This is a genomic window from Arcicella sp. GW821-FHT09D11 (assembly GCF_059416265.1).
Genome location: NZ_JBWKOV010000004.1, coordinates 149,259 through 173,643, shown reverse-complemented (window position 1 = coordinate 173,643; position 24,385 = coordinate 149,259). Strand labels below are relative to the sequence as shown.

General features: G+C 36.9%; 20 protein-coding genes. 8 read left to right on the top strand and 12 right to left on the bottom strand.

Annotation, left to right across the window (positions count from 1 at the left end; genetic code table 11):
- Positions 1-238 precede the first annotated feature (238 nt).
- On the bottom strand, positions 239-679 hold the full coding sequence (gene rpiB, locus AC07N0_RS13525) for a ribose 5-phosphate isomerase B (protein ID WP_494589596.1): 441 nt from the start codon (positions 677-679) through the stop codon (positions 239-241).
- A gap of 110 nt (positions 680-789) precedes the next feature.
- On the opposite strand from rpiB, the gene AC07N0_RS13520 reads away from it, so the two are divergent.
- On the top strand, positions 790-1,521 hold the full coding sequence (locus tag AC07N0_RS13520) for an LOG family protein (RefSeq protein WP_492803208.1): 732 nt from the start codon (positions 790-792) through the stop codon (positions 1,519-1,521).
- Positions 1,522-1,610: 89 nt separating this feature from the next.
- Positions 1,611-2,147, top strand: a complete 537-nt coding sequence (locus AC07N0_RS13515) for an REP-associated tyrosine transposase (protein WP_492803206.1) — start codon at positions 1,611-1,613, stop codon at positions 2,145-2,147.
- Positions 2,148-2,306: 159 nt separating this feature from the next.
- Here AC07N0_RS13515 and AC07N0_RS13510 read toward each other — a convergent pair whose 3' ends face one another.
- Together AC07N0_RS13510 and AC07N0_RS13505 are read right to left on the bottom strand one after the other, a co-directional pair.
- Positions 2,307-2,771, bottom strand: coding sequence for a VOC family protein (locus AC07N0_RS13510; RefSeq protein WP_492803204.1), 465 nt, complete (start codon positions 2,769-2,771; stop codon positions 2,307-2,309).
- An 18-nt stretch (positions 2,772-2,789) separates the two neighbouring features.
- Positions 2,790-4,496: an FAD-dependent oxidoreductase gene (locus tag AC07N0_RS13505; RefSeq protein ID WP_494589595.1), complete on the bottom strand. Its 1,707-nt coding sequence runs from the start codon at positions 4,494-4,496 to the stop codon at positions 2,790-2,792.
- Between the two features lie 468 nt (positions 4,497-4,964).
- Here AC07N0_RS13505 and AC07N0_RS13500 point away from each other — a divergent pair, with 468 nt between their 5' ends.
- Positions 4,965-5,375 carry an SRPBCC domain-containing protein gene (locus AC07N0_RS13500; RefSeq protein ID WP_494589594.1) on the top strand — a complete coding sequence of 137 codons (411 nt, stop codon included), beginning with the start codon at positions 4,965-4,967 and terminating at the stop codon, positions 5,373-5,375.
- A gap of 366 nt (positions 5,376-5,741) precedes the next feature.
- Here the strand turns inward: AC07N0_RS13500 and AC07N0_RS13495 are convergent, their stop codons facing one another.
- Complete coding sequence (locus AC07N0_RS13495) at positions 5,742-6,722, bottom strand: oxygenase MpaB family protein (protein ID WP_494589593.1); 981 nt, start codon at positions 6,720-6,722, stop codon at positions 5,742-5,744.
- Positions 6,723-7,053: 331 nt separating this feature from the next.
- Between AC07N0_RS13495 and AC07N0_RS13490 the strand changes: the two genes are divergently transcribed.
- Both AC07N0_RS13490 and AC07N0_RS13485 read left to right on the top strand, forming a co-directional pair.
- On the top strand, positions 7,054-7,593 hold the full coding sequence (locus AC07N0_RS13490; RefSeq protein WP_494589592.1) for an RNA polymerase sigma factor: 540 nt from the start codon (positions 7,054-7,056) through the stop codon (positions 7,591-7,593).
- Between the two features lie 9 nt (positions 7,594-7,602).
- Positions 7,603-9,147 carry a hypothetical protein gene (locus tag AC07N0_RS13485; protein WP_494589591.1) on the top strand — a complete coding sequence of 515 codons (1,545 nt, stop codon included), beginning with the start codon at positions 7,603-7,605 and terminating at the stop codon, positions 9,145-9,147.
- A 140-nt stretch (positions 9,148-9,287) separates the two neighbouring features.
- Here the strand turns inward: AC07N0_RS13485 and AC07N0_RS13480 are convergent, their stop codons facing one another.
- The 6 genes from AC07N0_RS13480 to lpxK all read right to left on the bottom strand — a co-directional run bounded on the left by AC07N0_RS13480 (position 9,288) and on the right by lpxK (position 18,012).
- A complete protein-coding gene (locus AC07N0_RS13480) occupies positions 9,288-9,875 on the bottom strand; it encodes a hypothetical protein (protein ID WP_494589590.1) in 588 nt (195 codons plus the stop codon).
- Positions 9,876-9,877: 2 nt separating this feature from the next.
- Positions 9,878-10,369 (bottom strand): RNA polymerase sigma factor, encoded by a 492-nt coding sequence (locus AC07N0_RS13475; RefSeq protein WP_494589589.1) that lies wholly within the window; start codon positions 10,367-10,369, stop codon positions 9,878-9,880.
- Positions 10,370-10,582: 213 nt separating this feature from the next.
- The gene (locus AC07N0_RS13470) at positions 10,583-13,570 is read right to left on the bottom strand and encodes a PD-(D/E)XK nuclease family protein (protein WP_494589588.1); all 2,988 of its coding nucleotides are present in this window, start codon (positions 13,568-13,570) and stop codon (positions 10,583-10,585) included.
- Between the two features lie 430 nt (positions 13,571-14,000).
- Positions 14,001-14,618: a MiaE family protein gene (locus tag AC07N0_RS13465; protein WP_494589587.1), complete on the bottom strand. Its 618-nt coding sequence runs from the start codon at positions 14,616-14,618 to the stop codon at positions 14,001-14,003.
- Positions 14,619-14,860: 242 nt separating this feature from the next.
- Positions 14,861-16,873 carry a putative porin gene (locus tag AC07N0_RS13460; protein ID WP_494589586.1) on the bottom strand — a complete coding sequence of 671 codons (2,013 nt, stop codon included), beginning with the start codon at positions 16,871-16,873 and terminating at the stop codon, positions 14,861-14,863.
- A gap of 110 nt (positions 16,874-16,983) precedes the next feature.
- The gene (gene lpxK / locus AC07N0_RS13455) at positions 16,984-18,012 is read right to left on the bottom strand and encodes a tetraacyldisaccharide 4'-kinase (RefSeq protein ID WP_494589585.1); all 1,029 of its coding nucleotides are present in this window, start codon (positions 18,010-18,012) and stop codon (positions 16,984-16,986) included.
- 416 nt (positions 18,013-18,428) lie between these two features.
- Here lpxK and AC07N0_RS13450 point away from each other — a divergent pair, with 416 nt between their 5' ends.
- The 3 genes from AC07N0_RS13450 (at position 18,429) to AC07N0_RS13440 (ending at position 20,762) form a co-directional block, all read left to right on the top strand.
- Positions 18,429-19,523: an o-succinylbenzoate synthase gene (locus AC07N0_RS13450; protein ID WP_494589584.1), complete on the top strand. Its 1,095-nt coding sequence runs from the start codon at positions 18,429-18,431 to the stop codon at positions 19,521-19,523.
- Between the two features lie 95 nt (positions 19,524-19,618).
- The gene (locus AC07N0_RS13445) at positions 19,619-20,029 is read left to right on the top strand and encodes a hypothetical protein (RefSeq protein ID WP_492803184.1); all 411 of its coding nucleotides are present in this window, start codon (positions 19,619-19,621) and stop codon (positions 20,027-20,029) included.
- 280 nt (positions 20,030-20,309) lie between these two features.
- Positions 20,310-20,762 carry a helix-turn-helix transcriptional regulator gene (locus AC07N0_RS13440; RefSeq protein WP_492803182.1) on the top strand — a complete coding sequence of 151 codons (453 nt, stop codon included), beginning with the start codon at positions 20,310-20,312 and terminating at the stop codon, positions 20,760-20,762.
- A 24-nt stretch (positions 20,763-20,786) separates the two neighbouring features.
- Here the strand turns inward: AC07N0_RS13440 and hemF are convergent, their stop codons facing one another.
- Both hemF and AC07N0_RS13430 read right to left on the bottom strand, forming a co-directional pair.
- Complete coding sequence (gene hemF / locus AC07N0_RS13435; RefSeq protein WP_494589583.1) at positions 20,787-21,680, bottom strand: oxygen-dependent coproporphyrinogen oxidase; 894 nt, start codon at positions 21,678-21,680, stop codon at positions 20,787-20,789.
- A gap of 34 nt (positions 21,681-21,714) precedes the next feature.
- Entirely contained in the window at positions 21,715-24,288 is a 2,574-nt protein-coding gene (locus AC07N0_RS13430) for a penicillin-binding protein 1A (protein WP_494589582.1), read from the bottom strand.
- Positions 24,289-24,385 lie beyond the last annotated feature (97 nt).

The following is a 24,385-nucleotide window of genomic DNA, read 5'->3' as shown; positions in this document are numbered from 1 at the left end:
AAAGTCAACTTCATATATGGATTACCCTATGCAGGTCACCCCATCTCTGAAGGAGCTACGGTTTATACATAAGTTTTAGGCTCTCTTTAAATCTTTGGATGAAAATGTAAAGCTGATAGAAATAGGTTTAAATCAACGTCTAACAACCTCACCCCCAGCCCCTCTCCTTCAGAGAGGGGAGCTTTAGACCCTAAAATCTGCTCCCCTTCTCTGAAGGAGAAGGGGCTGGGGGATGAGGTTAACAAGGTATCTTATCAATCCTAGTTTTATGTCTTCCTCCTTCGAATTCAGTTGAGAAAAACACTTTTGTAATTTCAATAGCATCTGCTAAACTCATGAAGCGAACAGGAATACACAGGATATTAGCATCGTTATGCTGACGTATCAATGATGCAACTTCTACGTTCCAAGCCAATCCTGCACGAATTCCTTGATGTTTATTAGCCGTAATAGCCACTCCGTTGGCACTACCGCACAACAAAATACCAAAAGTATATTCCTTGTTTTCTACGGCTGATGCTACTGGGTGAGCAAAGTCTGCGTAGTCGCAAGAAGCATCACTATAAGGCCCAAAATCATTTACTTCGTAGCCTTCGGCTGTTAAAAATTTTATTAATTCGGTTTTATATTCAAACCCTGCATGGTCACCACCGATGACGATTTTCTTGATAAATTCCATAAAAAAGTATGTATTTGTAAAATCTAACGTTTTTTTTCGTTACTTCAACTTATTCATTAACAAAGGTACGGAAGTATCAATATTTTTTAACGATTAAAATTCGAAAAGCTATGACAGACAGAGAGAGCGAGAAACTAATGACGCACGATGATAAGATTAAAAAAGCGTTTATTGACCATACTTGGGCAGAAATTCATTCTGAAGAATCTTGGAGAACTTTCAAGATTATGGCTGAATTTGTAGAGGGAGTAGACAAATTAGCAAAGATTGGTCCATGTGTTTCTATTTTTGGCTCGGCAAGAACAAAACCCGAAAATCCTTATTATTTAATGGCTGAAGAAATTGCCTCTAAGCTAGTTCGCCATGGTTATGGCGTAATTACTGGGGGTGGGCCTGGCCTGATGGAGGCTGCTAACAAAGGTGCAAAATTACAAGGTGGGAAATCTGTAGGGTTAAACATCCAATTGCCTTTTGAGCAAAAACCAAATGACTACATCGACCGTGATAAGAGTATTGATTTTGAATATTTCTTTGTTCGTAAAGTAATGTTTGTAAAATATTCTCAAGGGTTTATCATTATGCCGGGTGGCTTTGGTACTTTAGACGAAATGTTTGAATCGCTTACGTTGATGCAAACGCAAAAAATAGGGCGTTTCCCTGTAGTATTGGTAGGCAAAAAGTATTGGAGTGGATTATTAGAATGGGTAAAAGAAACGATGATTTCGGAAGGAAATATTAATCCAGATGATTTAAACTTGATTTCATTAGTAGATAATCCGACGGATGCCGTAAAAGTGATTGATGACTTCTACGCTAAGTATTTGTTGAAACCAAACTTCTAAGAAAGGTAAACAAGCAGTCGCTCGCCTCAGGCGAGTGACTACTATTAAAAGGCTTCTAGCCTAAATCTACCCCTAAAAAAAACACTAATATGTCTGAACTAAGAAAAGCCAACGTTCCTTATGCTACTTATTTCATAACGCTCTCCGTAGTAGGTTGGATTGATGTTTTCACACGACAAATCTATACTGAAGAAATCATTAAAAATTTAAAGTATTGTCAGGCTCACAAAGATTTAGAAATCTTTGAATATGTAATCATGCCAAGTCATATCCATCTAATTTGTAGGAGAAATAATGCATTACGATTGGGCGATTTATTACGAGACTTTAAGAGTTATTCAGCCAAAGAAATTCTAAAACTGATTCAAGCGAATCCAGAAGAAAGTAGGCAAGAATGGATGATGTATATGTTTAAGTTTTTTGCTAATCGCTATGCACAAAATGCTGAGTTTATGTTTTGGCAAAAAACAAATTATCCCATTGAATTATATTCTCAGAAAGTAACCCAACAAAAAGTAGATTATATTCACAACAATCCTGTAGCGGCTGGTATAGTCACAGACCCTGCTTATTATCTGTATAGCAGTGCTTGCCCACTTTCGCCCATAAAAACTAGTCAAAGGTAATACAACCGCAGTCGCTCGCTTCAAACGAGTGACCATTATATGCAGTCGCTAGCCTCAGGCGAGTGACGACTATTATGAGGCTTCCAGCCGAAAAAATAATAAAGGCTGGAAGCCTTTTAATAATGGTCACTCGCTTGAAGCGAGCGACTGCATTTGTATCTATTTCTTCGGCTCATTCAATTCTATTACATAACCATCAGGGTCGGTAACGTAGATTTGGAACGCACCATCAAAACGCATTTGTCTATGATAAGCCACATTATTTGCTTTTAAAAAAGCCTCAATACCATCGGCAGAATTTGTAGGAATTGATAATGAAAAATGTGCACCATTTTTATCATTATTCGCTACAGGTTGCTCTCTACCTAATAATAGGTGTAATTCTTGCCCCGGGGCTACTTTAAACCATCTTCTTATAGCCAATAGGTTATCTGGCACATCTACAGGCGATAATCCGATAATTTCTCGATAGAACTTTGCACTTACTTTCAAATCCTTTACTGCCAAACCCACGTGGTTATATGAAAGAATCTCTATCCCTTTTTTAGGAGCATCCTGTGCGAAAGTTTTATTACTGAACACGAGGCAAACGAGTAAGCCTGCAATCAATTGAACTGTTTTCATTGGTTGATTTTAGATTGTTTATAAATTTCCTTTTTTTAATTCTTTCACCGCATAATCAGCCGCTCGGGCAGTCATGGCCATATAAGTAAGCGATGGGTTCACACAAGATGCCGAAGTCATGAAAGCACCGTCTGTTACAAATACATTCTTACAAGCCCAAACCTGATTCCATTTGTTGAGCACCGAAGTCTTAGGGTCATGTCCCATTCGGGCAGTTCCCATTTCGTGAATCCCTAACCCAGGGTAACTAATATCATCATAACTATTTACATTTTTGAATCCTGCGGCTTCCAGCATTTCGGCAGCATCATTTTTCATATCCACACGCATTTTCTTTTCATTCTCTTTAAACTCAGCATCCATTTTTAAAACAGGTTGTCCCCATTTATCCGAAATTTGCTTAGACAGTTCGACCTTGTTTTCATAATAAGGCAAACATTCACCAAAGCCTCCTAAATCCATGCTCCAATTGCCTATTTGTGTTTGCTTGTGTTTGAAATCCGCTCCAAATTCTGTTTCTCCTCCCGACTGCCTATATCTTCTTGCTCCCCCTTCATAGCCAAAGCCACGTAAGTAGTCACGCTTATCTGAGCCAATATTTCGGAAACGAGGTACATACCCTCCTACTGGATTTCTACCCTTGTAATATTTATCTTTAAATTTATCTATCTCGCCCCAAGCACCAATTCTGAAATGATGATCCATCAAATTATGCCCTAATTGTCCGCTATCATCCATTCCGTTTGGAAAGCGGTTGGATACAGAGTTCAATAAGATAAAGGTAGAACCCAATGCGGAGGCATTTAAGAACACAATTTTGGCAAAAAACTCATGCCATTCTCCCGTTTGTTCATCAATTACTCTTACGCCTTTTGCTTTCTTTTTTTGTTCATCATAAATAATAGAATTCACGATAGAATGCGGACGTACTGTAAGGTTTCCAGTCTTTTTAGCCGCGGGTAAAGTAGCAGCTTGCGAGCTGAAATAAGCCCCAAACGGACAACCACGCATACACATATCACGCGACTGGCACGAAGCACGCCCTAACGCAGCTTGTTCGGCTGTAGGCTTAGTAATGTGTGCTCCACGACCGTGAATCAAATAACGATTAGGAAATTTCTGGTGGACTTCTTTTGCGAAATGTTCTTCGGCACAGGTAAATTCAATCGGTGGTTGAAATTCGCCATCGGGTAAATGTGGCAGTCCATCTCGTGTACCACATATTCCTGCAAATTTTTCGGCATAGCTATACCAAGGTGCAATGTCTTTATACCGAATTGGCCAATCTACCCCGATACCTTCTTTTAAATTTGCTTCAAAATCAATATCGCTCCAACGTAACGAAACACGTCCCCACATTAATGAACGTCCGCCTACATGATAGCCACGAATCCAATCAAAACGTTTGGTTTCGATGTATGGATTTTCTAAATCATTCACAAAATGTTCATGAGTAGACTCTGTAATGGTAAACCCCGTGCGGTTTTGAATAGGGTGTTTGGCAATAATATCTAAAGGGGCTTTTCCACCATGCTCAAAATTCCAAGGGTCAGTTAAGGCAGTTTTATAGCCTGTGATGTGCTCAATATTTCGCCCACGTTCTAGTACTAAAACCTTTAATCCTTTTTCCGAAAGTTCTTTAGCAGCCCACCCCCCACTAATTCCCGAGCCCACTACTATGGCATCATAAGTATTCTGTTCAAATTGATTTATGTTGATGTTCATCGTTTAATAATATTGAATCTTGGTATTGTAAGATAAAAGTAAAAAATATCTACGTAAACCAATGCAAACCTGTGGGGTTTGAACAGATAATAAAACAGAAAGTCCTCTCAAATCAATGAAAGGACTTTCTGTTCTTTTTATACTAAAAAATATTATTTATCTACAAAACCCATTGTTTTTTCTGGATAACGAGTACCTGCAATTTCAACAGTAGGCATTGTATAACACGTTGTTCGAGTTGTTAGCTTGCTACATCCGCAACTTTATTAAATAAGTATTTCTAATCCTTCACACTCCAAAATACTAAAGCTTGTGGATTGTTGGTTGAACTTAATTGTGGTGTTAGCATTTTTGTGTTTATTTTCTTAATTTGAATAGTGTTGAGATAAATTTGGTATCTATTTAACAAGTAAAACTTATTTGAATTTTCTTGATTGATAAAAATAATTAAATCTTAATCATTAAAAGATGGAAGCACTCTCTGTACAAACAAGTATCAAAGCCCCCATAGAAAAGGTTTGGAAATGCTGGACAACGCCAGCCGATATTATTCAATGGAATAATCCTTCGGAGGATTGGGAAACTACCAGTGTAACGCTAGATTTAAAAGATAATGGAACATTTATCTACAAAATGAAAACCAAAGATGGTAGCGTAGCCTTCAATTTTACGGGTATCTACGACAAAGTAATTATCAACGAATACATTAAATCTACTTTATTTGATGGTCGAAAAGTTGTAAATATATTCAAGTCAAATGGCGATGAAACGATTTTAATTGAAAACTTCGACCCAGAAGCCCAAACGCCTATCCCTGATCAAGAAGCTTTTACACAAGCGGTGATTGATAATTTCAAAAAATATGTGGAGGGACTTTAGGACTAGTAGACGCTAGACTTTAGATTCAAGACTTTATGACTTAGTGACCTTAACAAATAATATACGAGATTATAGATTGACTTTTAAAAAATCACTAAATCGCTTAATAAAAAAACATTAGAATGAGATTAAACAACATTATAATAAATATAAATGACCTCGCTTGGCGTAGTGTTCATACACTACGTCAGTGTGTCAGGCCTTCTTAGAAGGCTACACCTAGTCCACAAAGGATAGTGGTATGAGTACACAACTTGAACATAATTATAAAAGGCCTTGCATTTTTGCAATGTAACATTGCAGTACACACTGACGTAGTGTATGAACACTACGCCAAGTGAGGCAAGTGTCAACTTTCTGCTAATATTATTCTGAACTCTTAAATAATACCTTGCTAGGAATAAAAGGTATCAATTTACTTTCAAATGGAACAGCAGGAATGCCTAATAAATCTGCTACTTCATTGCCCAATAAAAAACGCATTTGTGCTGCTGGAAATGATTTTAACAACGTATTTGGCACAAAGCTTTCTAAGGTTTGTAAAAGGGCTTTGGTAAGTAACTTACCTTCTTCAGACGACCGAAACTGGCGCTTGGCAATTACTTTGTCTAGCGTAAAGGCTTCTCTAAGGTTATTAGGGATTAATACTTTTTGTACGCCCATGATATGGCTAATTACATTCCATACATGCAAATAGGCCTCGGCTTCTGTGCTTTCGGGTGCTTTCCCCGACTTCCTTAAACCTCTGATAACGATGTATGAAAAAGCTCCATTTGTACCAGCCATATCTTCTTGATTGACAGGTTTTCCCCATGCGTTATCCCATATTCCATGATATGTTGAAAAAAAACGGATGGTGGCGTGCATTAATCTTATCTTTAATATTTTACGATAAGCAATACCATTGTGCCAGTTTTTTTCTTGCATTACGGTAAATATAAAGTCACCTGTTTCTTCTAGTCGCTTTAGGGTATCTGTTTGAATCCGCTGTGATTTTGCTAACACTCTTGCACCATCTGCTCCTGCATAACAATACGGCAAAGCCAAACAAGCCAACATAATACTAATACGTTCTTGATTTTCTTGAAAAAACTTCATGCCTTTTTGCATCATTTTCCAATTAGCAAAGTCTGGTAAAATGGGTTGCTGATTTACGAATTCGTTGACAATTGCTAAAGAATATTCTGTTTCGTTAGTATTGAGCCATTGGAAAAAATGACGCAGCCCTGCCATCTCGGTTTGCTGAAATACTTGTAGAATGATATTATCAGCTATTTCATCACCAGTTTGGCGAAGTTTGTCCATTAATTCATTCGGAAAGTAGCGGGTTGGTTTAATTAGTTGCATTTTAGGGGACTTTAGGACGTTAGAAAAATCTGCGTAAATCTGTGATTCAAATCTCTGTAAATCTGCGGGCAAAAAATCATGACCAATAAAGTAGTTCTTTCAAAAAATCTTTACCCGCTGATTTATGCTGATTTAATACGCAGATTCTGGAGAATTTTTTAGTCTTAATGTTATTTTCATTCATCTGTAATTCGCTTTCTTTAGTCTTGTATCTAAAGTCTTAAATCTAGCGTCTTTTATCTCAAAAAAAATTCTCTCCTCCACCCCACCTTTTCTACACAAAATCCATCTTATCTTTAGAAATCGATTTCTTAGCTATTCGTTTAAAATTATGCCTGATAAACTCTCATCATACATAGAACAATTTCAAGAGGGAAATCATCTTGTTTTCGAGAAGATTTACCAAGTTATTTCGCCAAAAATGTTTGGCGTGTGTTTGCGTTATGCGGCTGACAAAGACGAAGCTAAGGATATTTTACAAGAAAGTTTTATCAAGATTTACCACCAACTAAAAAATTTCAGAAATGAAGGTTCTTTTGAAGGGTGGGCAAAACGAATAGTGGTAAACACTGCCTTAGAGTATTTCAGAAGCAAAACCAAGTGGAAGCAGGTAACGATAAACAACCATGAGGAGACTTTTGACCTAGAAAGCGATGATGACATCCTAGGTTATTTATCAAGCCAAGAAATTTTACAACTCATTCAAGAATTACCACCATCATACAGATTGGTGTTTAACCTTTATGTTTTTGAAGGATTGAAACACCGAGAAATCGCTGAACAATTGGGCATTGGCGAGGGTACTTCTAAATCTAACTTAGCAGATGCTAGAAGAATTTTACAGAAAAAATTATCGGGGGTAACGAAATAAAGACTAACAATGGAAAATAACCAAGAACATAAATTAGATAGCTTTTTCAAAAAGTCTCTTGAAAATCAAGCTTTTCCTCCGCCCGAAAACCTTTGGAGTAGTATCGCTACCGAAACCATTGGTAAAGAAAACGCAGGTATAACACCTTTGCTTAAATATACTATCTTATCATTGGGACTTATCATTGCTGCTGGTATCGCTTTCTGGTTTTTAACAGATGATAATGAAACATTGAAGGCGAATTATCAAGAGATTACTTCACTTGGTAAAGAAATAAATACAACACAAGTATTAGCTAACTCAAAAGATGAAAAAGTAGGCACAAGCAACATAGCTAATGAGGGTAAATCTGAAAAGAATGATATTGAAAATTCAACAAGTAGTTTAGTTAGTTTTGTTAATCATGTAGAGAAGCAAAAAGCTGTCAAGTCTACGGTTTATAGAAAGCCAGCAACTCATACAAGATTGTATTCAACTAAAGTTGATGGTGATAAAACTAACAGTACCACAAACTCATCATCTGTAGCAATTGACAATAACAATACCGCAATACTTACTACAGACAACAAGGTAGCTAATAACAATCTGAATATAATCATCCATAAAGACCTAAAATTGAATGACTTATCAACGAAAAACAATAAAAACCTTATTGGTAAAATTCGTCCCATTCAACCGTTGACTGATGAAGGGTTAGACAAACATGAGGATAAATCTGAAGATACAGGCTCTAAATTCAGTTTAAAACACCCTATCTTTTCATTCGATTATGGTAAACTCTGGAATGAATGGACTTTAAAATCTGATAAATCCCTAATAGGCACTACCCAATATCCTGACAAAGGAACAGCCTATAATTTGAAAGCTGGCGTTGCGTGGAAACTCACAAAAAGATCAAGAATGGGCATAAGTTTGGCATACAATACTTATGATGTGGGTGCTCCATACATTTATTTACCTATTTGGAGTAGTTTGTGGGTGTCGCCTAAAATAAATTTAACTACCAAAAATGGTATGCAATATTATAGTGCAGTTTTGCCAACTGGTACAGTTAATATTCCTATTGATAGGTTTGATGGTTTTGTTACAAAAGTGCCTAATACTTTAGATACCACAAGAGACGTATTCTTGTTTGAAAATCATACGATGAAGACTTATAGCTTGGCATTAACCACTCAGAATGATATTATATCCTTTAAAAGTAAAAAGAAAAAATACATCAATTTTCAACTATATGCACTTGCTGATTTTGTTTTTCAAAGACAAACCTCTTATACTTATATAGCAAACGATTCTCGAATGATGCTGATGTCGTCTTTAGCATTAGCGGAAAAAGCTAAATTTAGCTACACCGATGGTCATCTTGAAAATGCTTCTGATTTTGTGTTTGGTATTCGAGCTGGCCTGGGTATTCGCTGGCAATTTGCTCCAAGATTGGGTTTGCATATAGAAGGTTCAACCCAAAATTCATTTAATTCGTGGGTACAAAATCAAGAAGTAAAAACGTATATGCGAAGCAATGCTTTACAGGCTGGTATTAATTTGAGTTTGTAGGGAGACAAATTAATTATGGGTCGTATAGCATACTACCTTATTGAAATAGTAATGCTATTACTATTTTTATTCTTAGCGAGCGACTTAAGTCGCTCGCTAAGAATAAAAATATGATTTAACAGCCCGATGCTGAAAAAGAGTTATAGCTCTGCCAATAATTCTTCTGTCTCTTTTAATGTTTTCTGATAAAATTTAGCTACCCATTTCGAGTAAAATAATAAGAAGATATAGCCAATCGTAAAGGAGAATATCCAAAAATATTTACTGTTTGTGATGTCTTTACCATTGAAGAGTTTAGACAATAAAATGATTACTGTAACCAACAATAAATAGCACAACGTTACATTGATTTTCTGTAGTTTGAAGAATTGCATTTTCTGACTAGCAAATATTTTAAGCGTTTCTGCGTAAGGCTTATTGATATCTGTGGATATATTGAATTGTCGTAAACTTAACAAACTAATTCCACAAAGCGTTAGTAATAGCATTATTGATAAACCACCGACACCTTGTAAAAAAACAGTATCTAATTTATAAAAGTTGATGGCTATAAAAGCTCCGCCAATTAAACAAATGGCGATTCCTGCTATTTCTGGATAAGCAATTTTCTTCATTTTCGAGTCATATTTTTGCTGTGTCATTTGGTCTATGATTTGAGGGGTTAAACGTTGTTTTTCTGATGGACTATTTGCCTTTTCCCAAGTGTTTTTTAAATCATCTAATTCCATTGTTATCGTTGTTTAGTAATTTGTGCTTTTAGTTTTTCTTTAATTCTTGAAAGTTTTGTGCCTACATTGCTCACTGAAATACCAATAATTTCAGCAATTTCCTCATAGCTTTTATTCTCTAAATAGAGCATTATAATACCTTTATCTAATAAATTCAGGCTATCAATTAGTTGTCTAAATATTTGCCATTGTTCTTCTGTATCACTATCATCATTGTCTTGATTATCCAAAAAATAACCATCAATGGGGACAGTCAAAACTCTTCTTTTCGAGACTTTTAATTGATAAATTGCTACATTCAACGCAATCCTGTACATCCATGTACTCAGACTTGCTTGGTGATTAAAAGAGTCGTACGATTTCCAAAGCTGGTAAATGATTTCTTGTACTAAATCATGCTTATCGTCTGTATTATTGGTATATACAGCAGCAATTTTGAAGATAAATCCTTCATTCTCTTTTATTGCTTTGATAAATGTTTCCTTTTTGTCCACTAAGATGTTATCCTTTTTATTGATGATACTGTATTAGTGTACAACATGGTGAAAAAATCACAAGAGAAGGAAAAATAATTGGGAAATATTTTGAAGGGGACAGTTCAGTAGTGACGAATTGCATTCGTCATTTTTGGTATCATATAAATTGTTTCCTTGCTAGTAAGGTCGTAGAGAGGTCGTATTGCATACGACCCTACCTTTTTGATGTTGTTACCTGCCACAAATCCGTCGATAATCACAGTATTCACATTTGGTTTGATCCTTGGTTTTTTCGAATGGTTTTACGGGGTCTAATAACTCATTGACAAAACGATTGAGGTATTTTTCCGATTCTATCACAAACTCCTGTGCTGTTTCTCCCAGCGTAAAATTGATTTTTTGTTCTAACAATCCTTCATCTATATTACGGAACGAATAAATGCCAGCACTTACTTCGTTGGCATCCTCTGGTAATTTTACGCCTCTGATGGTTAATCCCTTTACCGAAAGCATCTGTTTCAGCACCATGTATTTATACAGCCAAAGCTGGCGAAATTTGTCTTTATCAGTATCTCCTAGTAGCTTTTCTTCAAAATCTTCGGGTTTCATGAGCAAATCTTTGGCTTCTACTTTACCCGTTTTATAATCAATTACCCTGATTTTATTACCTGACACCCTATCCAATCGGTCTATTCTTCCTGCTATTTTCACTACTAATTCTTTGCCATTTACATTGGCATTGAAACTTACTTTTAGTGTTTTTTCTACGTCTAATAGTTCAATCGGGAAAAGCTCGTTGGTTAATTGATAATTAATAAATTTCTTAACAATGGTTTCACCAATTTGGTATAAAATAAAGTTCATGCCATCATCTACTTTCAAACCCTGATTCGTCTCTATAAAGGCTTGTTTTAAATAGTCATCGATGTTATCCAGTACTATTTGTAAACCTTCTTTCTCGATAGTACTTCCTTTCTCGACAAAGTTTTTATCGATGTTCTCAAAGTTTTTATGCACCCAGTTACCAAATGTATCAACGCCTATTTTTTCTTCAACCTCTTCTTCTTGCTTGATACCTGCAATGCGTGTAAAATAGTATTTTAAAGAGCAATCTAGAAACTGGTTGAGCTGAGAAGGATAAATGCCTTTATCAGTGATTTCATTTTCGATAAATGCCAGAATATCGTCGGTTTTCTGAATGAGCAAAGGGGTTTCTTCTACCTCTTCCGACTCTCCTAATCCTATAAATTTTACGGTTGGATAAGTAATGTTTAAATTTTTATTCAATTTGGCTAATTCGTGTTCTATCTGTAAGATAAAACGGCTTTTTTCGCCAGCTCCATAGGTATCAGACGGTAACACATGCACTAATACTATTTCTTTAGCACGTTGTAACAGCCTAAAAAAGTGATAAGCCATTACGGCATCAGCATGGTTGTGTGTCGGCAAATTGAACTGTGGGTCACTTAGGGCATCAAAGGGAATGAGCGTATTTTGACGTTTCCCTTGCGGTAATGTTTTTTCATTAACCGACAGTATAATTACCTTTTCAAAATCAAGGGTACGTGTTTCCAACATCCCCATGATTTGTAGACTTTCGTCTGTTTCAGATTCAAAAGGAATTTTGGTTTGTTTAATCAGTTCATACAAGAATGTTTTGAAACTACGGATACTCACGGTTTCGCCTCGTTCTTGCATGATTACTTCCATTCTCTGCAAAATCAGGTAAAACTGATAAAGGTATTCTGTTTCAATAGCATCTTGATTATCCCTGTAAACATCCCTTAATAAGTCGATTAATTCGTAAAAACACTTAATTGCATTTTTGGGCTTGTTATACCAATGTTTAAAAATTGTAGTGAACAGTGGTTCATTTTCCGCAATTTCTAATAGTTCTTTAGAGCTTAAAAAAACACGATTTCTTTCAGTGATTTCTCTTAGGGTTTTGCGGATGGGGTTTTCGTTTTGAACCTCCCCTTGTTGAACCTGAAACTTTACCAACTCATACCTCCTCAAGAAAGGATGATTTAGTACTCTTACAATTTGTCGATGCGAGAATTTTGGAATTTTTACTGTTTCATCATCTTCTGTTTTAAATTCTACTAAATTCCTTTGTAGCTCAAAAAGGGCATCTATCAAGGTAAAAAGCATGGAGTTCCGCAAAGAAAGTCCCATCGTAATGTTGAAATCTTTGACGGATTCATCTAAAGAATTCATCACGGGTACTAACAGATTCTCGTCGCCCAACACAATGGCTGTTTGCGATTTGTCATCAGCAGTAAGATTAGTTGAATTTTGCCAATTTTTATAAATATCTCCCGCTACTTTGGCTTGTACACTAGCATTAGAAACGCCTATAATTTGAATGTTCTTTGTGCCCTTCAATAGTTCTTCCGACTGCCATTTCCATTCTTCATTAAAGAGTGGTGTCTTACCGTTTTTCTCATCGCCATTTTTATATTGACGAAGCCAATTTCCTGCCCTTTGGTCTTTGTTGTATAAATAATATGTATCCGAATCCCACAGCGTTTCGGCAAAGTTTTTTCTTTTCAGTAACGTCCTTATGATGGCTTCTTCGGCATCACTCAGGGCATTAAACCCCACAAAATAATACTTTGTGTGGCGCTCTTTTTCCAGAATATATTTATCAACATTTTCTGCTAACTCCCGATACGCCATCCCACGATAATGCAGTCCTTTGTCTTTTAACCTTTGACGCAAATTGAGATAAACTGAATAGATGTTTTCAAATAGCTTAAAATAACGGTCAGTACGGTCAGTTTTTAGGTTTTTCTCTCTTTGAGATTCCCCTAATTGCATCTGCCAACGCTCTAAGGCTTTGGCTTCTGTCATGTATGAAAATAGGGCTTTAGCATCTACTAGATATTGATCTATTTTATCAAAATCATTCAACAGGGTACTTGCCCACGTCATGAATCTTTCAAAAACTACATTCGTATCTATTTCTTTAAAAACATCGTAGAGTTCAAACAGTAGTGCTACTTGGTCTATCTGTCGGACACCCGTCATTGTATTTACAAAATCATCAATTGCCAATACATCAGGGGCTAAAAAGGGCTTATCGGAAAGTCTGGCTAAGGCTTCTTTGAAGTACAAAACCCCACGGCGTGAAGGGATAACGATACAAACTCGACTCATCTGATTGAGCGTATGTTGTTTATAAATATGTTCAGCAGCTTGATCAAGAAAGGTTTGCATTTTAATTATTTTTATGGCTGTCAGTCATCAGTCGTCGGCTGTCAGCTATGGTATTAAATTGGCTATCGACTATCACACGTCACCTAGTAAAATCTTGTTCCTTCTATCTTCAAAAAATCTTTACCCGCTGATTTACGCTAATTAGATACGCTGATTTTGGAGATTTTTTTAGCCCTAGAATCAAAAACCTTTTCTCTTGCTTCTTGTGTCTTTCGTCTAGCGTCTTAAATCTAAAAATCCTAAAGTCATCTAGTCATAAAATCTTGTGTCTCCAAAAATATTTACCCGCTGATTTACGCAGATTTGATACGCTGATTTTGGAGATTTTTTTAGCCCTAGAATCAAAAGCCTTTTCTCTTGCTTCTTATGTCTTTCGTCTAGCGTCTTAAATCTAAAAATCCTCCAGGCCTAAAGTCTTCAATCTAAAAAACTAATGCACCCTATCTCCTCTCATCTCCAGATTTTTCATGATTTCAGCTTCCATTTCAAGCCATTCATTCCAGCGTTGTTTCACATAGCTTTCAGATAAATACTCCTTAGCAAGGTCGATAAAATTAACATAATGTCCTGCTTCTGAAATCATTAATTCATGGTAAAACTCTCTGAGACTTTCATCAGAAATCTCCAAAGAAAGCAACCTGAAACGTTCGCAACTACGGGCTTCTATCAAAGCATTCATAAAAAGGCGTTCGCCCAATTGCTCGTCTCTCGACCCTCCCCGTTTCATGCCTTCATATAACTGATGAACGTACAAATCCTTGCGAGGATTGCCCAATGATAAGCCTCGTTTGTCTAATTCTTTAATTACCATTCTGAAATGTGCCCATTCTTCCGAAACCACAGGCATCAATACTTCTCTGAGTTTTTCTTTTTCAGGAAACTGAATGATTAATGAAATACATGACGAGGCTGCCTTTTGCTCACAATAGGCATGGTCTATTAATATCTCTCCAATATTTTTCTCCGCAATATTTACCCAACGTGGGTCAGTTGGAAGTTTTAAACCCAACATTGTTTTTGTAGCGTATTGTTTTTGTTCGTTTGTCATAATGTATAGGTTTCAGCTTTCGGTCATCGGCTTTCGGAATTGTCTATTGAGTGATTAAGTGAATGGTGTTTTTTTTAACCCTATACCTAAAGTCTTCAAGTCCTAAAACCTGCCTTCTTCAAAAGTTTTTAACCCGCAGATTTACACAGATTTGACACGCTGATTTGGGAGATTTTTTAGGTCTAAAATCTAACATCTTGTGTCCTCCAATCCTAAAGTCTTCTAGTCCTAAAGTCCTCCTCCTAATCAAACAACAACCATTGCAAGCCAAATCCAAAGGTTCTTCCCATTCCTAAAAAACCTGGGGCGGCATAATAGCCATTGCCTAAAAGTCCTTGGGCTACGTTGGCAAATTTTACAAACAAGCGTACTCTATTAATACGCATATCAGCAAATATATCTGCTTGGACATACCCATTAATCATTTGTTTATCTTGCAAATGAAATTGCTGAATAGCAGGCATATAGGCATCTGCATAGTAGTTCGACTTGTAGTGGAGCTCGACACCTGTATGAATAAAAAGTCTCTTTTTGTAGAGTAAATCAAAGGCAAAGCGAGTATTCGCAAAAATCTTCGGAATCCTGATTAAGTCGGATCCAGTTGTCGTGGTTAAATACAATTGCCCTACTGTCGAGAATCTTCCTTTGTGAAAATCATACCCGATACCTGCTTTAAAAATAGCAATATCTGAGGTTGCTTGTTTTACAAATGCTAGCGTGTCGTAATAAATATAACTGTTCACCAAACTAATATCAACGCTTGGTCTTAGCGTCAGTTTCCCAAACTTAGGACTCGCCGAAGCATAAGCGTGGTAGGTTTGCATATTATTGCTAATACCACGGTCGGTAACGAAGACATTGGTATTTTTGTCCCACCTAAAGCCATCGTTAAAGGTTATTTGCTGTACCAAAGTGGGCGAGGTAGACATTGCCCTTCCTCCCAATGTTAGCCACTTTCCTTGAAACTCTACATTCAATTTAAAATCACTACCTGTCAGCAAATATTCTACTTCCGCAAAGGCTCTAGTGCTATCCTTGAAATATTGGTTCAACCAAACCCCCAAAAAGTTTTCGTTTCTGTTGATACTATAATTATACAAAGGGTTACTGAAACTAAAGAATCGCTGACGCAAATGAAGACGATAATTGAATCCTTTGTAAAATCCTTTGATACCCGACTTATGTTCAAAAATGCTATATTGACTTTCGTTATAAAGCGAATCCAATTTCATTTTGTTCGTAACAGTGGTATCAGTAGTATAGCGATAGCCTTTGCCTAATGAATCATAGGCTATTGGGTAAAATCCGCTTGTCCAGTTGGCTACATAGTCAGGGTCTCTAAATTGTACTTTCCTAGTCTGATAGTCCACTACTTGATATACCTGAAAAGCCTTGTACCCTACATATTCATGGTATAAATGCAGGTTATAAAACTTATCCCGCGTAGAAGCATTGTTGACGATAGCCGCATTATTGCCCTGTTGTAATATCAAATCGTAGCTTCTGCCTTGGGGCAACACGCCACCTTCGTCATTAGAATTATGGTCTGATAAATTGGCGTAGGCCAACAATTGGTACTTCTTGTTCTTGGTTTGGTAATTGGTATGCAACATAAAGTCCCAATGACCAATCGCATTTTTATTGGTTGAAGTAGAACTCGTTACCAATTGCTTATTCGTCACTATTCGCTGTAGGTTGATACTAAAATTCCATAAAGAATCTACGTTTCTACTAAATTCAAATTGTAATAAATCTTGTTCATTACCCCCCGTTACATACACCAAGTTGGTAAAAGGCGAACGTGTATTGAAATACCTTACTTGATTAGGTTTAAAGGCATAAAGCGAATAGGCATCATAGCCTAGCATCGTCCCTATTTGCTCAGGTTCTTTAAAAAATATAGGACGTATCGCTGTGCCAATATTCCCTAAATCTTGATACAGGTTTCTGTTGCGTTGAATAAAGTTATAATTATGTCCTTCGCCAAGGGAAGTATCAATCGGGATAAGCTTTTTACGATTATTGAAAACATCTTCCTCTAAAAAGTATTGGGTAGAAGTAGGCCCATAAATAACCTTTGTAGAGTCATCCACGCCTGCCCTACCAGTAGGACTTTTAGGTTTATCTGTTGTTTTTCCTTGCGGAAAATTATTTGTTGACGTATTTCCCGTACCAAAAGTTGAAGGAATTTGTGCCAATAAGACCTCCGAAAGCAGAAGTCCTAAGAAAGTCAGGATATATCTTTTAAAATTCACAATACAAAATTAAATAAAAAAGGCGAAAGAGGTTCAAGCACATGTACCAACTAGACATCATAAATTGCTAAAAAGCTTGAATAAGGCAATTTAAACTTTATTTTGTTGCCCTACATTCTTCTCAAGATTAAATCATCAAATAATTGATGGTTATTGTTCAAGAAATAAATCTCAATTGGTAGATAAAACATTGATATCTCCTTACTGTCAAGGAAAGCTTGAAACTTTACCATGTCTTTTTCAGTCATTAAAATACTTTTTTCTGGTTCTTGAATGTTATGAAATGTTTCCAGTATCAAACTAAAATCTTTCTCATTGAAATGATGATGGTCATTATAAATTAAATGTTGAACCACCTTAAAATTTTGTCTACAATATGCCTCAAAAGGCTCAGGACGTGCTATGCCCGACACTAATAGGACGGTTTTATGACAAGCTCCTTGAATATTTCCATTAATTGTCTGTGGTGTACCATAACGTATTCCTGTAAAAAAAATGGGTGTTTGTGGGGATAAATAAGGCAAAATATGTTCACTGATTTTTTGTTGTGCTACAACAGATAAATCATCGGGACACTTACTGACTATCAATATATCCGCTCTTTTAGCCCCATGACGGCGTTCTCTGAGGCGTCCTGCGGGAAATGTGTAATCTTCGTAAATAGGTCGGTTATAATCCATCAATAATAAATTCAATGATGGTTTTACAGCCCTGTGCTGAAAGGCATCGTCTAGCACAACGAGGTCTGTTTTAGGAAAAATCTTAAAAATATTCGTCAATGCTTCTGCTCTCTTTTCCCCAACAGTAACTTTTAGTACTTTATGAAATTTATTATAAAACTGCATCGGTTCGTCACCAATGGTTTCAGCCGTTGCCAACGCATCGGCTACGATAAACCCTTTGGTTTTTCGTCCATAGCCTCGGCTAAGAATGACTATTGAAAAACGATTTTTTAACAACTTAATCAAGTATTCTACATGTGGCGTCTTGCCTGTTCCACCAACTGTTAAATTCCCAATATTGATAACAGGCTTTTCAAACTGACTGACTTTAAAAAACAGATGATTGTCGTAACAGAAATTACGACAATCGGTAATGAAACCATACAACCATGTAAAAGGAAAAAGAAAAAACCGCATAGTTTTTTTTTGTTTTACCTCACCCTTCCTGCGACTAGGAATATTAAAATCAAGCCTTGAAGATCTCATCCCTAGCGAGGGACTTAAGTCCCTCGCTAGGGATGGGTCGGGCAGTAAATGATGTTACAATATATTTACCTTTTATTTGAAATTACCTTCAAAAAAGTACTAAATTTTGCCTTGTTCAGAAAAAATAAAAATTTTACACTGTAAAATTCATAAAGAGTTCTGACTTTTTACTAATTTCAAATCCCTTTTAAGATACTTTAACGAAGTACTTAGCTCTCGGAAGGTCTATTCATAACCATTAATACACACACAATCAGACGATTAATTACAAAATAATTGCTGAAATTTATTTATTTCGGCAAAATTCTTATTGCTAAATTCTTTAAAACAATTGGGCTTACCAGAAAATGAGTCTTAAAGCTGTCTTTGCAAAATATACACTGAATTTTAATTTCGAGGCAGGAACGTCTCGAGGTGTGCTAACGCACAAAGATAGCTACTTCATTAAGATTTTTGACTCCGAAAATCCTACTGTTTTTGGTTTGGGTGAATGTTCTCCCTTAAAAGGACTCAGTATTGACGACCGCCCAGATTTTGAATTACAGCTACTTGGTATCTGCGAAAACTTCAATACCCTTGAATTAGAGGTATATCCTTGGAACTTAAACATCATCCTAGAACAGGTACTCGAAAAATCATTTCCTTCGGTTGTTTTTGGTTTCGAAACCGCCATGCTCGATTTAATGAATGGTGGCAAACAAAAGCCCTTTAACAATGGCTTTGCAAAGGCCGAACGCCAAATAGAAATCAATGGATTGGTCTGGATGGGAAGCAAAGATTTTATGCTTCGCCAAATAGACCAAAAGCTAGCGGCTGGCTATCATACCATCAAAATAAAAGTAGGTGCTATTGATTTTGATAAAGAATGTGAACTGCTAGAATATATTCGCAAACGCTATACTTCTGAACAAATCACCTTGAGGGTAGATGCCAACGGGGCTTTTTCGATAGACGAAGTGTTGCCTAAGCTACAGCGTCTGGCTCAATATCAACTACATTCTATAGAGCAACCCATTCGTCATGGCAACGAAGATTTAATGGCTGAGCTTTGCCAAGTTACCCCTATTCCAATTGCCCTAGATGAAGAACTAATCGGTGTACGAGAATACACTGAAAAATATAAGTTGCTCAAAAAAATAATGCCTCAATACATTATCTTAAAACCTACCTTAGTGGGCGGTTTTCAGCAATGCCGAGAATGGATTGAAAATGCCAATCGTTTAAAAATTGGGTGGTGGCTTACGTCTGCTTTAGAATCGAACGTTGGCTTGAATGCCATCAGTCAATTTACTGCCGAATTCAACAATCCTTTGCCCCAAGGCCTTGGTACGGGGCAATTGTACCATAATAATATTGCTTCACCACTAGAAATTAGTGATGGCAAAATTCTGTATAATCCTCAACAGGCTTGGGATTTAGCCCCCCTTAGCTTTTTGGTTTAGGATTTTTTTGTGATAAATTTTTGTCGATAAATTTGAGATTCAACTAAGTACTTTGCAATTTTGTATTGCATATATCAATTACAAAATTTAATTCAATGAATATTCAGGAACTTGATAAAGAACTTCTTTCTTTGTTTGAAAAACGAATCGCTCTTAGTCAAATGGGTTATGATCACCGTGATTACGACGATGTAGAAGAAGCCCTTCACGATTTAGAAGATGATTTTAATGATAAATACGCTGATTTTTTAGAGAATATTCTGCAAGAAATTCATAAAGAATATTGTCCAGATTCAGATGTATTATTACCAACTGCTTATTTGGCTCGTTCGTTCAAAGAAACTAGCGACGGTGGCATTGAAGTAGGTGCTGATGCTGGCGTAGAAGTAGAACTAGAAGAAAACCCAGTTGCTAATGCAAGATTAATGCTTTTGCCAAGCCCTACCAGAATTGTATTGGTAGTTGGTAAAAAGAAAAAAATTGTATGGTCGGCAGAGGCTGAATAAGAGTATCTAAAAGTTATTACAAATATTTACCTCATCTACAACGGTCGGTGACCGTGTAACTTCCTCGCGTGCTGAGAAGAAAACTTTTTGAGCTGAGAGCCTTTCGGGGCAAGGATTGGGGATGAGGTTACCTTTGTTGAATAATTGAACCTAAAGGTCTCTGCGAAAGGTGTTGCGGAGACCTTTCTGATTTAGAAAAATCAAATTACCATTTAAACAAATTATTGATTTTCAGAACATCCTACAAATCGTTAAATTGCGTTAACAAATAATAGATTAAATGGAAAGTAAGTTTAGTGCCAATCTCAGAATCCTGAGAAAAAGAAATAAGTTGACATTAGAAGCATTGGGCAAGATACTGGATGTTAGTAAAAGTGCGTTGTCTGACTATGAAAATGGACATACTTTCCCTTCATTAGATGTTTGTGATGCCATTTGTAACTACTTCGGAATAAACCTGGATAATTTACAAAAACTAGATTTTGCAGTTACTTCTGCGGAGGAACTACAACAAAACCTACTTATCCAATCTAGCATTGTTCAGAAAGAATCTCCTAGTGATTTTAGTGACCGTAACAAACAGCTAGAGTTTCATAATAAATTACTCCACCAGCAAATTGAGGGCTTAGAGGTACAGTTGCAGTTATTAAAACAATTACTCGATAGTAAATCATCTGTAATTACTTCCTTACAAATTCAGATTAAATTGCTTGAAGAAAAAATTAGGGGATAGACAAAAAAAGGTTTAGAGAAACCTCTAAACCCAATTAATACCTTTCTTTAACAAGCTCAAGGTTTTTTCTTCTTCTGAACCTTCCTCGGCTTTAAAATCGTAAACCCATTGTGCCATAGGTGGCATCGACATCAGGATTGATTCCGTCCTTCCGTTGGTTTCTAGTCCAAACTTAGTGCCCCTGTCATGCACTAAATTAAATTCTACGTAACGTCCCCGACGAAGCATTTGAAAAGTTTTCTCTTCTTCCGTAAAAGGTAAATCTTTGTTCTTTTGCATGAAATGGGTATAAATCGGTGCAAAAGATTCGCCAATCGCCTTTACAAAAGCAAACAATTGTTGTTTATTACGGGTTTCGTTAGGCTTCTGATAATCAAAAAATATTCCACCAATACCCCGTGTTTCATTTCTATGTGTATTAAAGAAATAATCATCCGCCCAAGTTTTGAATTTAGGATAGTAAGCCTCGTTATGTTGGTCGCAAATATTTTTTAAGTATTGATGAAACCAAACGGCATCTTCTTCTACTACATAATGCGGGGTAAGGTCTATACCTCCGCCAAACCAATAGGTTCCGTTAGACATCTCAAAGTACCTCACATTCATGTGGATAATTGGTACTTTAGGGCTATGCGGATGTAATACAATCGATACGCCTGTCGCAAAAAAGTCGACTTTCTCTGTTAAACCCATCGAAGCCAACATTTTCTCGTGGAGGTCTCCCCAAACAGCCGAAAACATTACACCACCCTTTTCGATGACATTCCCTTGTTGGATTACTCTGCTACGTCCGCCACCACCACCTTCACGTTGCCAGTTATCTTCATGAAATGTTCCTTTTCCATCGGCATTTTCCAAGGCAATACAAATTTGATTTTGTAATTCCTTAAAGTATTCCGAGATGCTTTCTTTTGTCATAGTTTTTAAAATTTAAGATAAGAACCTCATTTTCCTAATTCCTACTCGTATCTACCCTAGCCTCTCCTTGTCTTATCGGAGCCAGTGAATCAGACCGTACACCATTGCTATCGGCACTGGTTGAATCATTCACTGCCGCGTATCTTGTCACACAATTGAATGTCTTCCCTACACGCTTAATATCCAGTTTTTCAAAAGGTACGGGATGATAAGCCTCGAGGGTTGGGTCTTTCACTACCTTAGACATATATCGTCCAAACAGCGGTAAGGCCGTCTTGGAACCCTCACCATACGCCCCACTCCTAAAGTGAATAGAGCGGTCGTCTCCTCCTACCCATGTACCCGTTACCAAATTACTAGTTAAACCCATATACCAACCATCCGAGTGGTTTGAGGTTGTACCCGTTTTTCCTGCAAAACGTGATTTATAGCGGTCTTTACCATCAAATAAATCTTTGAACGACCAAAGGTTTTGCGAAGTACCCCCTTGTTCTTCCAATCCTCCTTCTAGCATATATCTCATCAACTGAGCCGATTCTTTTCTGATGGCTTGATGACGTTCAGGTTCAAAAGTATGAATCGTATTGCCGTTTCTATCTTGAATCTCAACAACCAACATAGGTTGGGTGTACATTCCTTCGTTCAAGAAGCAACCATACGCTCCGACCATTTCAAAGAGGGTAACATCATTTGACCCAAGCCCGATAGAAGGCACAGCCGCCAGTGGACTTTTTATACCCATCTTTTGGGCATAATACACGACTGAGTCGGGACCAACTTCGTTGGTAAGCCATGCCGCACACGAGTTGATAGAACGTGCCATGGCTCGCCTCAGCGACATCGTCTGATAAGTAAACCTACCATCGGCATTATGCGGACGCCATATTTTTTTCTCGCCTTTCTCTTCTACTTCTATCTCAAAAGGTTCGTCCGTAATCTGTGAACAAGGTGACATATCCTTAGGTCCATCAATGGCAGTAGTATATACAAAGGGCTTGAAAGTAGAACCCGGCTGACGGCGTCCTTGATTAACGTGGTCATACTTGAAATACTGAAAATCTAGCCCCCCAACCCACGCTTTGATGTGCCCTGTAAAAGGGTCCATACTCATCATACCAGCTTGTAAAAAGCGTTTGTAATACACAATCGAATCGTAGGCACTCATCGTCATTTCTTCTTCACCCGACCCATTTCTTGAATATACCCACATTTTACGCTTTACATCTTTCATGTAATGCCAAATAGAATCTTGGTTGTTCTTGTATTTTACTGCCAGCGATTTATAATAGCTTGTACGCTTGGCTACGGTATCAATAAAACCGGGGATCTCGTTTCCTTTTTCGTCTGACCAAGGATTTTTACCTGCCCAGTGGTTATCAAATGTTTTTTGCAAAACCCTCATTCCTTCTTGTAGCGACGATTCTGCATAGATTTGCATCCTTGAGTCTACAGTAGTAATAATTTTCAGACCATCTCGGTATAAGTCTAAATCTACATCACTGGTATCAGCCCATTCTCTAAGTGCCTTAGCTACTGCCGTTTTAAAATAGTTACTAGTACCATCATAAGGCGACTCTTCATTAATTTTTAAAGTGATCGGCAATTTTGACAGAGAGTCATAGTTGACTTTAGTTAAGTAACCATACTTTAACATTTGCGACAATACCGTATTTCTTCTTTTCAACGATTTTTCGTAATTCCTTCTCGGATTATACGTATTAGTAGCCTTTTGCATGCCTACCAATACCGCAGATTCTTGTACATTTAAGCTATCAGGCGACGTATTGAAATAGGTCTTGGCGGCCACTTTTATACCATAAGAATTACTCCCAAAGTCAACCGTATTCAGATACCATAAAATGATTTCTTCTTTGGTATAATATCTTTCAAGCTTAATAGCCGTTAACCATTCTTTGGTCTTTATGACGAATTTACCCAAAACAGGTACATATCCAAATAAGCCTTTCTTTGAAACACCTTGTTTTTTACGGGTTTTAAAAAGGTTTTTAGCTAATTGTTGCGTAATAGTACTACCTCCTCCACGTTCGCTAGCACCTGTAACAATCCCTACAGCTACCCCAAAGACGGCTCTAAAGTCAATTCCTGAATGTTGGTAAAAGCGGGCATCTTCAGTAGCCACTAGTGCTTTCACTAAATAAGGCGAAAGGTCTCTATAGTTTTTAACGGGAGTACGGTTTTCTTGAAAAAATTTGCCCATCAAAACACCATCTTCTGAATAAATCTCTGATGATTGCGAAAGTTTAGGGTTCTGTAATTCACCTACCGAAGGCATCTCGCCCGTTAGCCACAAAAAGTTTGTTTGAATACAAAAAAGATAAAACGCGCCTGCGAAGACTGTCCATGCAAAAGATTTCCAGAGTGTTTTTATCGGACGATAATAGGTAGACTCTTTATCGAAGCTATGTTTAAAATCTGAAAAATAAGCCTTAATGCTATCAAGGCGTTTGTAAAATGATTGTACTTTTTCTTCACCCAGTATCCCAACCAACAATTTATCTGTTTGAAGCCAAAGCCAATGCAGAGAATTCAATAGAGCTGCTTGAAGAATAACACTAAGATTTTGAATAATTTGTTTTATCTTGTTCATCACGCACTTATTTATCAAACTAAAATAGGTGACAATTTACGACAAAACTTTTAGATTAGGGAGTGAATTAAGATAGAAAATGAAAGCTTTAATGTTA

Coding starts and splice junctions, on each gene's coding strand:
- rpiB (WP_494589596.1), bottom strand. CDS start 679: ATGGAATTTATCAAGAAAATCGTCATCGGTGGTGACCATGCAGGGTTT.
- AC07N0_RS13505 (WP_494589595.1), bottom strand. CDS start 4,496: ATGAACATCAACATAAATCAATTTGAACAGAATACTTATGATGCCATA.
- AC07N0_RS13445 (WP_492803184.1), top strand. CDS start 19,619: ATGAATATTCAGGAACTTGATAAAGAACTTCTTTCTTTGTTTGAAAAA.
- AC07N0_RS13465 (WP_494589587.1), bottom strand. CDS start 14,618: ATGACAAACGAACAAAAACAATACGCTACAAAAACAATGTTGGGTTTA.
- AC07N0_RS13520 (WP_492803208.1), top strand. CDS start 790: ATGACAGACAGAGAGAGCGAGAAACTAATGACGCACGATGATAAGATT.
- AC07N0_RS13510 (WP_492803204.1), bottom strand. CDS start 2,771: ATGAAAACAGTTCAATTGATTGCAGGCTTACTCGTTTGCCTCGTGTTC.
- AC07N0_RS13495 (WP_494589593.1), bottom strand. CDS start 6,722: ATGCAACTAATTAAACCAACCCGCTACTTTCCGAATGAATTAATGGAC.
- AC07N0_RS13515 (WP_492803206.1), top strand. CDS start 1,611: ATGTCTGAACTAAGAAAAGCCAACGTTCCTTATGCTACTTATTTCATA.
- AC07N0_RS13480 (WP_494589590.1), bottom strand. CDS start 9,875: ATGGAATTAGATGATTTAAAAAACACTTGGGAAAAGGCAAATAGTCCA.
- AC07N0_RS13490 (WP_494589592.1), top strand. CDS start 7,054: ATGCCTGATAAACTCTCATCATACATAGAACAATTTCAAGAGGGAAAT.
- lpxK (WP_494589585.1), bottom strand. CDS start 18,012: ATGCGGTTTTTTCTTTTTCCTTTTACATGGTTGTATGGTTTCATTACC.
- AC07N0_RS13440 (WP_492803182.1), top strand. CDS start 20,310: ATGGAAAGTAAGTTTAGTGCCAATCTCAGAATCCTGAGAAAAAGAAAT.
- AC07N0_RS13500 (WP_494589594.1), top strand. CDS start 4,965: ATGGAAGCACTCTCTGTACAAACAAGTATCAAAGCCCCCATAGAAAAG.
- AC07N0_RS13430 (WP_494589582.1), bottom strand. CDS start 24,288: ATGAACAAGATAAAACAAATTATTCAAAATCTTAGTGTTATTCTTCAA.
- AC07N0_RS13470 (WP_494589588.1), bottom strand. CDS start 13,570: ATGCAAACCTTTCTTGATCAAGCTGCTGAACATATTTATAAACAACAT.
- AC07N0_RS13485 (WP_494589591.1), top strand. CDS start 7,603: ATGGAAAATAACCAAGAACATAAATTAGATAGCTTTTTCAAAAAGTCT.
- AC07N0_RS13450 (WP_494589584.1), top strand. CDS start 18,429: ATGAGTCTTAAAGCTGTCTTTGCAAAATATACACTGAATTTTAATTTC.
- hemF (WP_494589583.1), bottom strand. CDS start 21,680: ATGACAAAAGAAAGCATCTCGGAATACTTTAAGGAATTACAAAATCAA.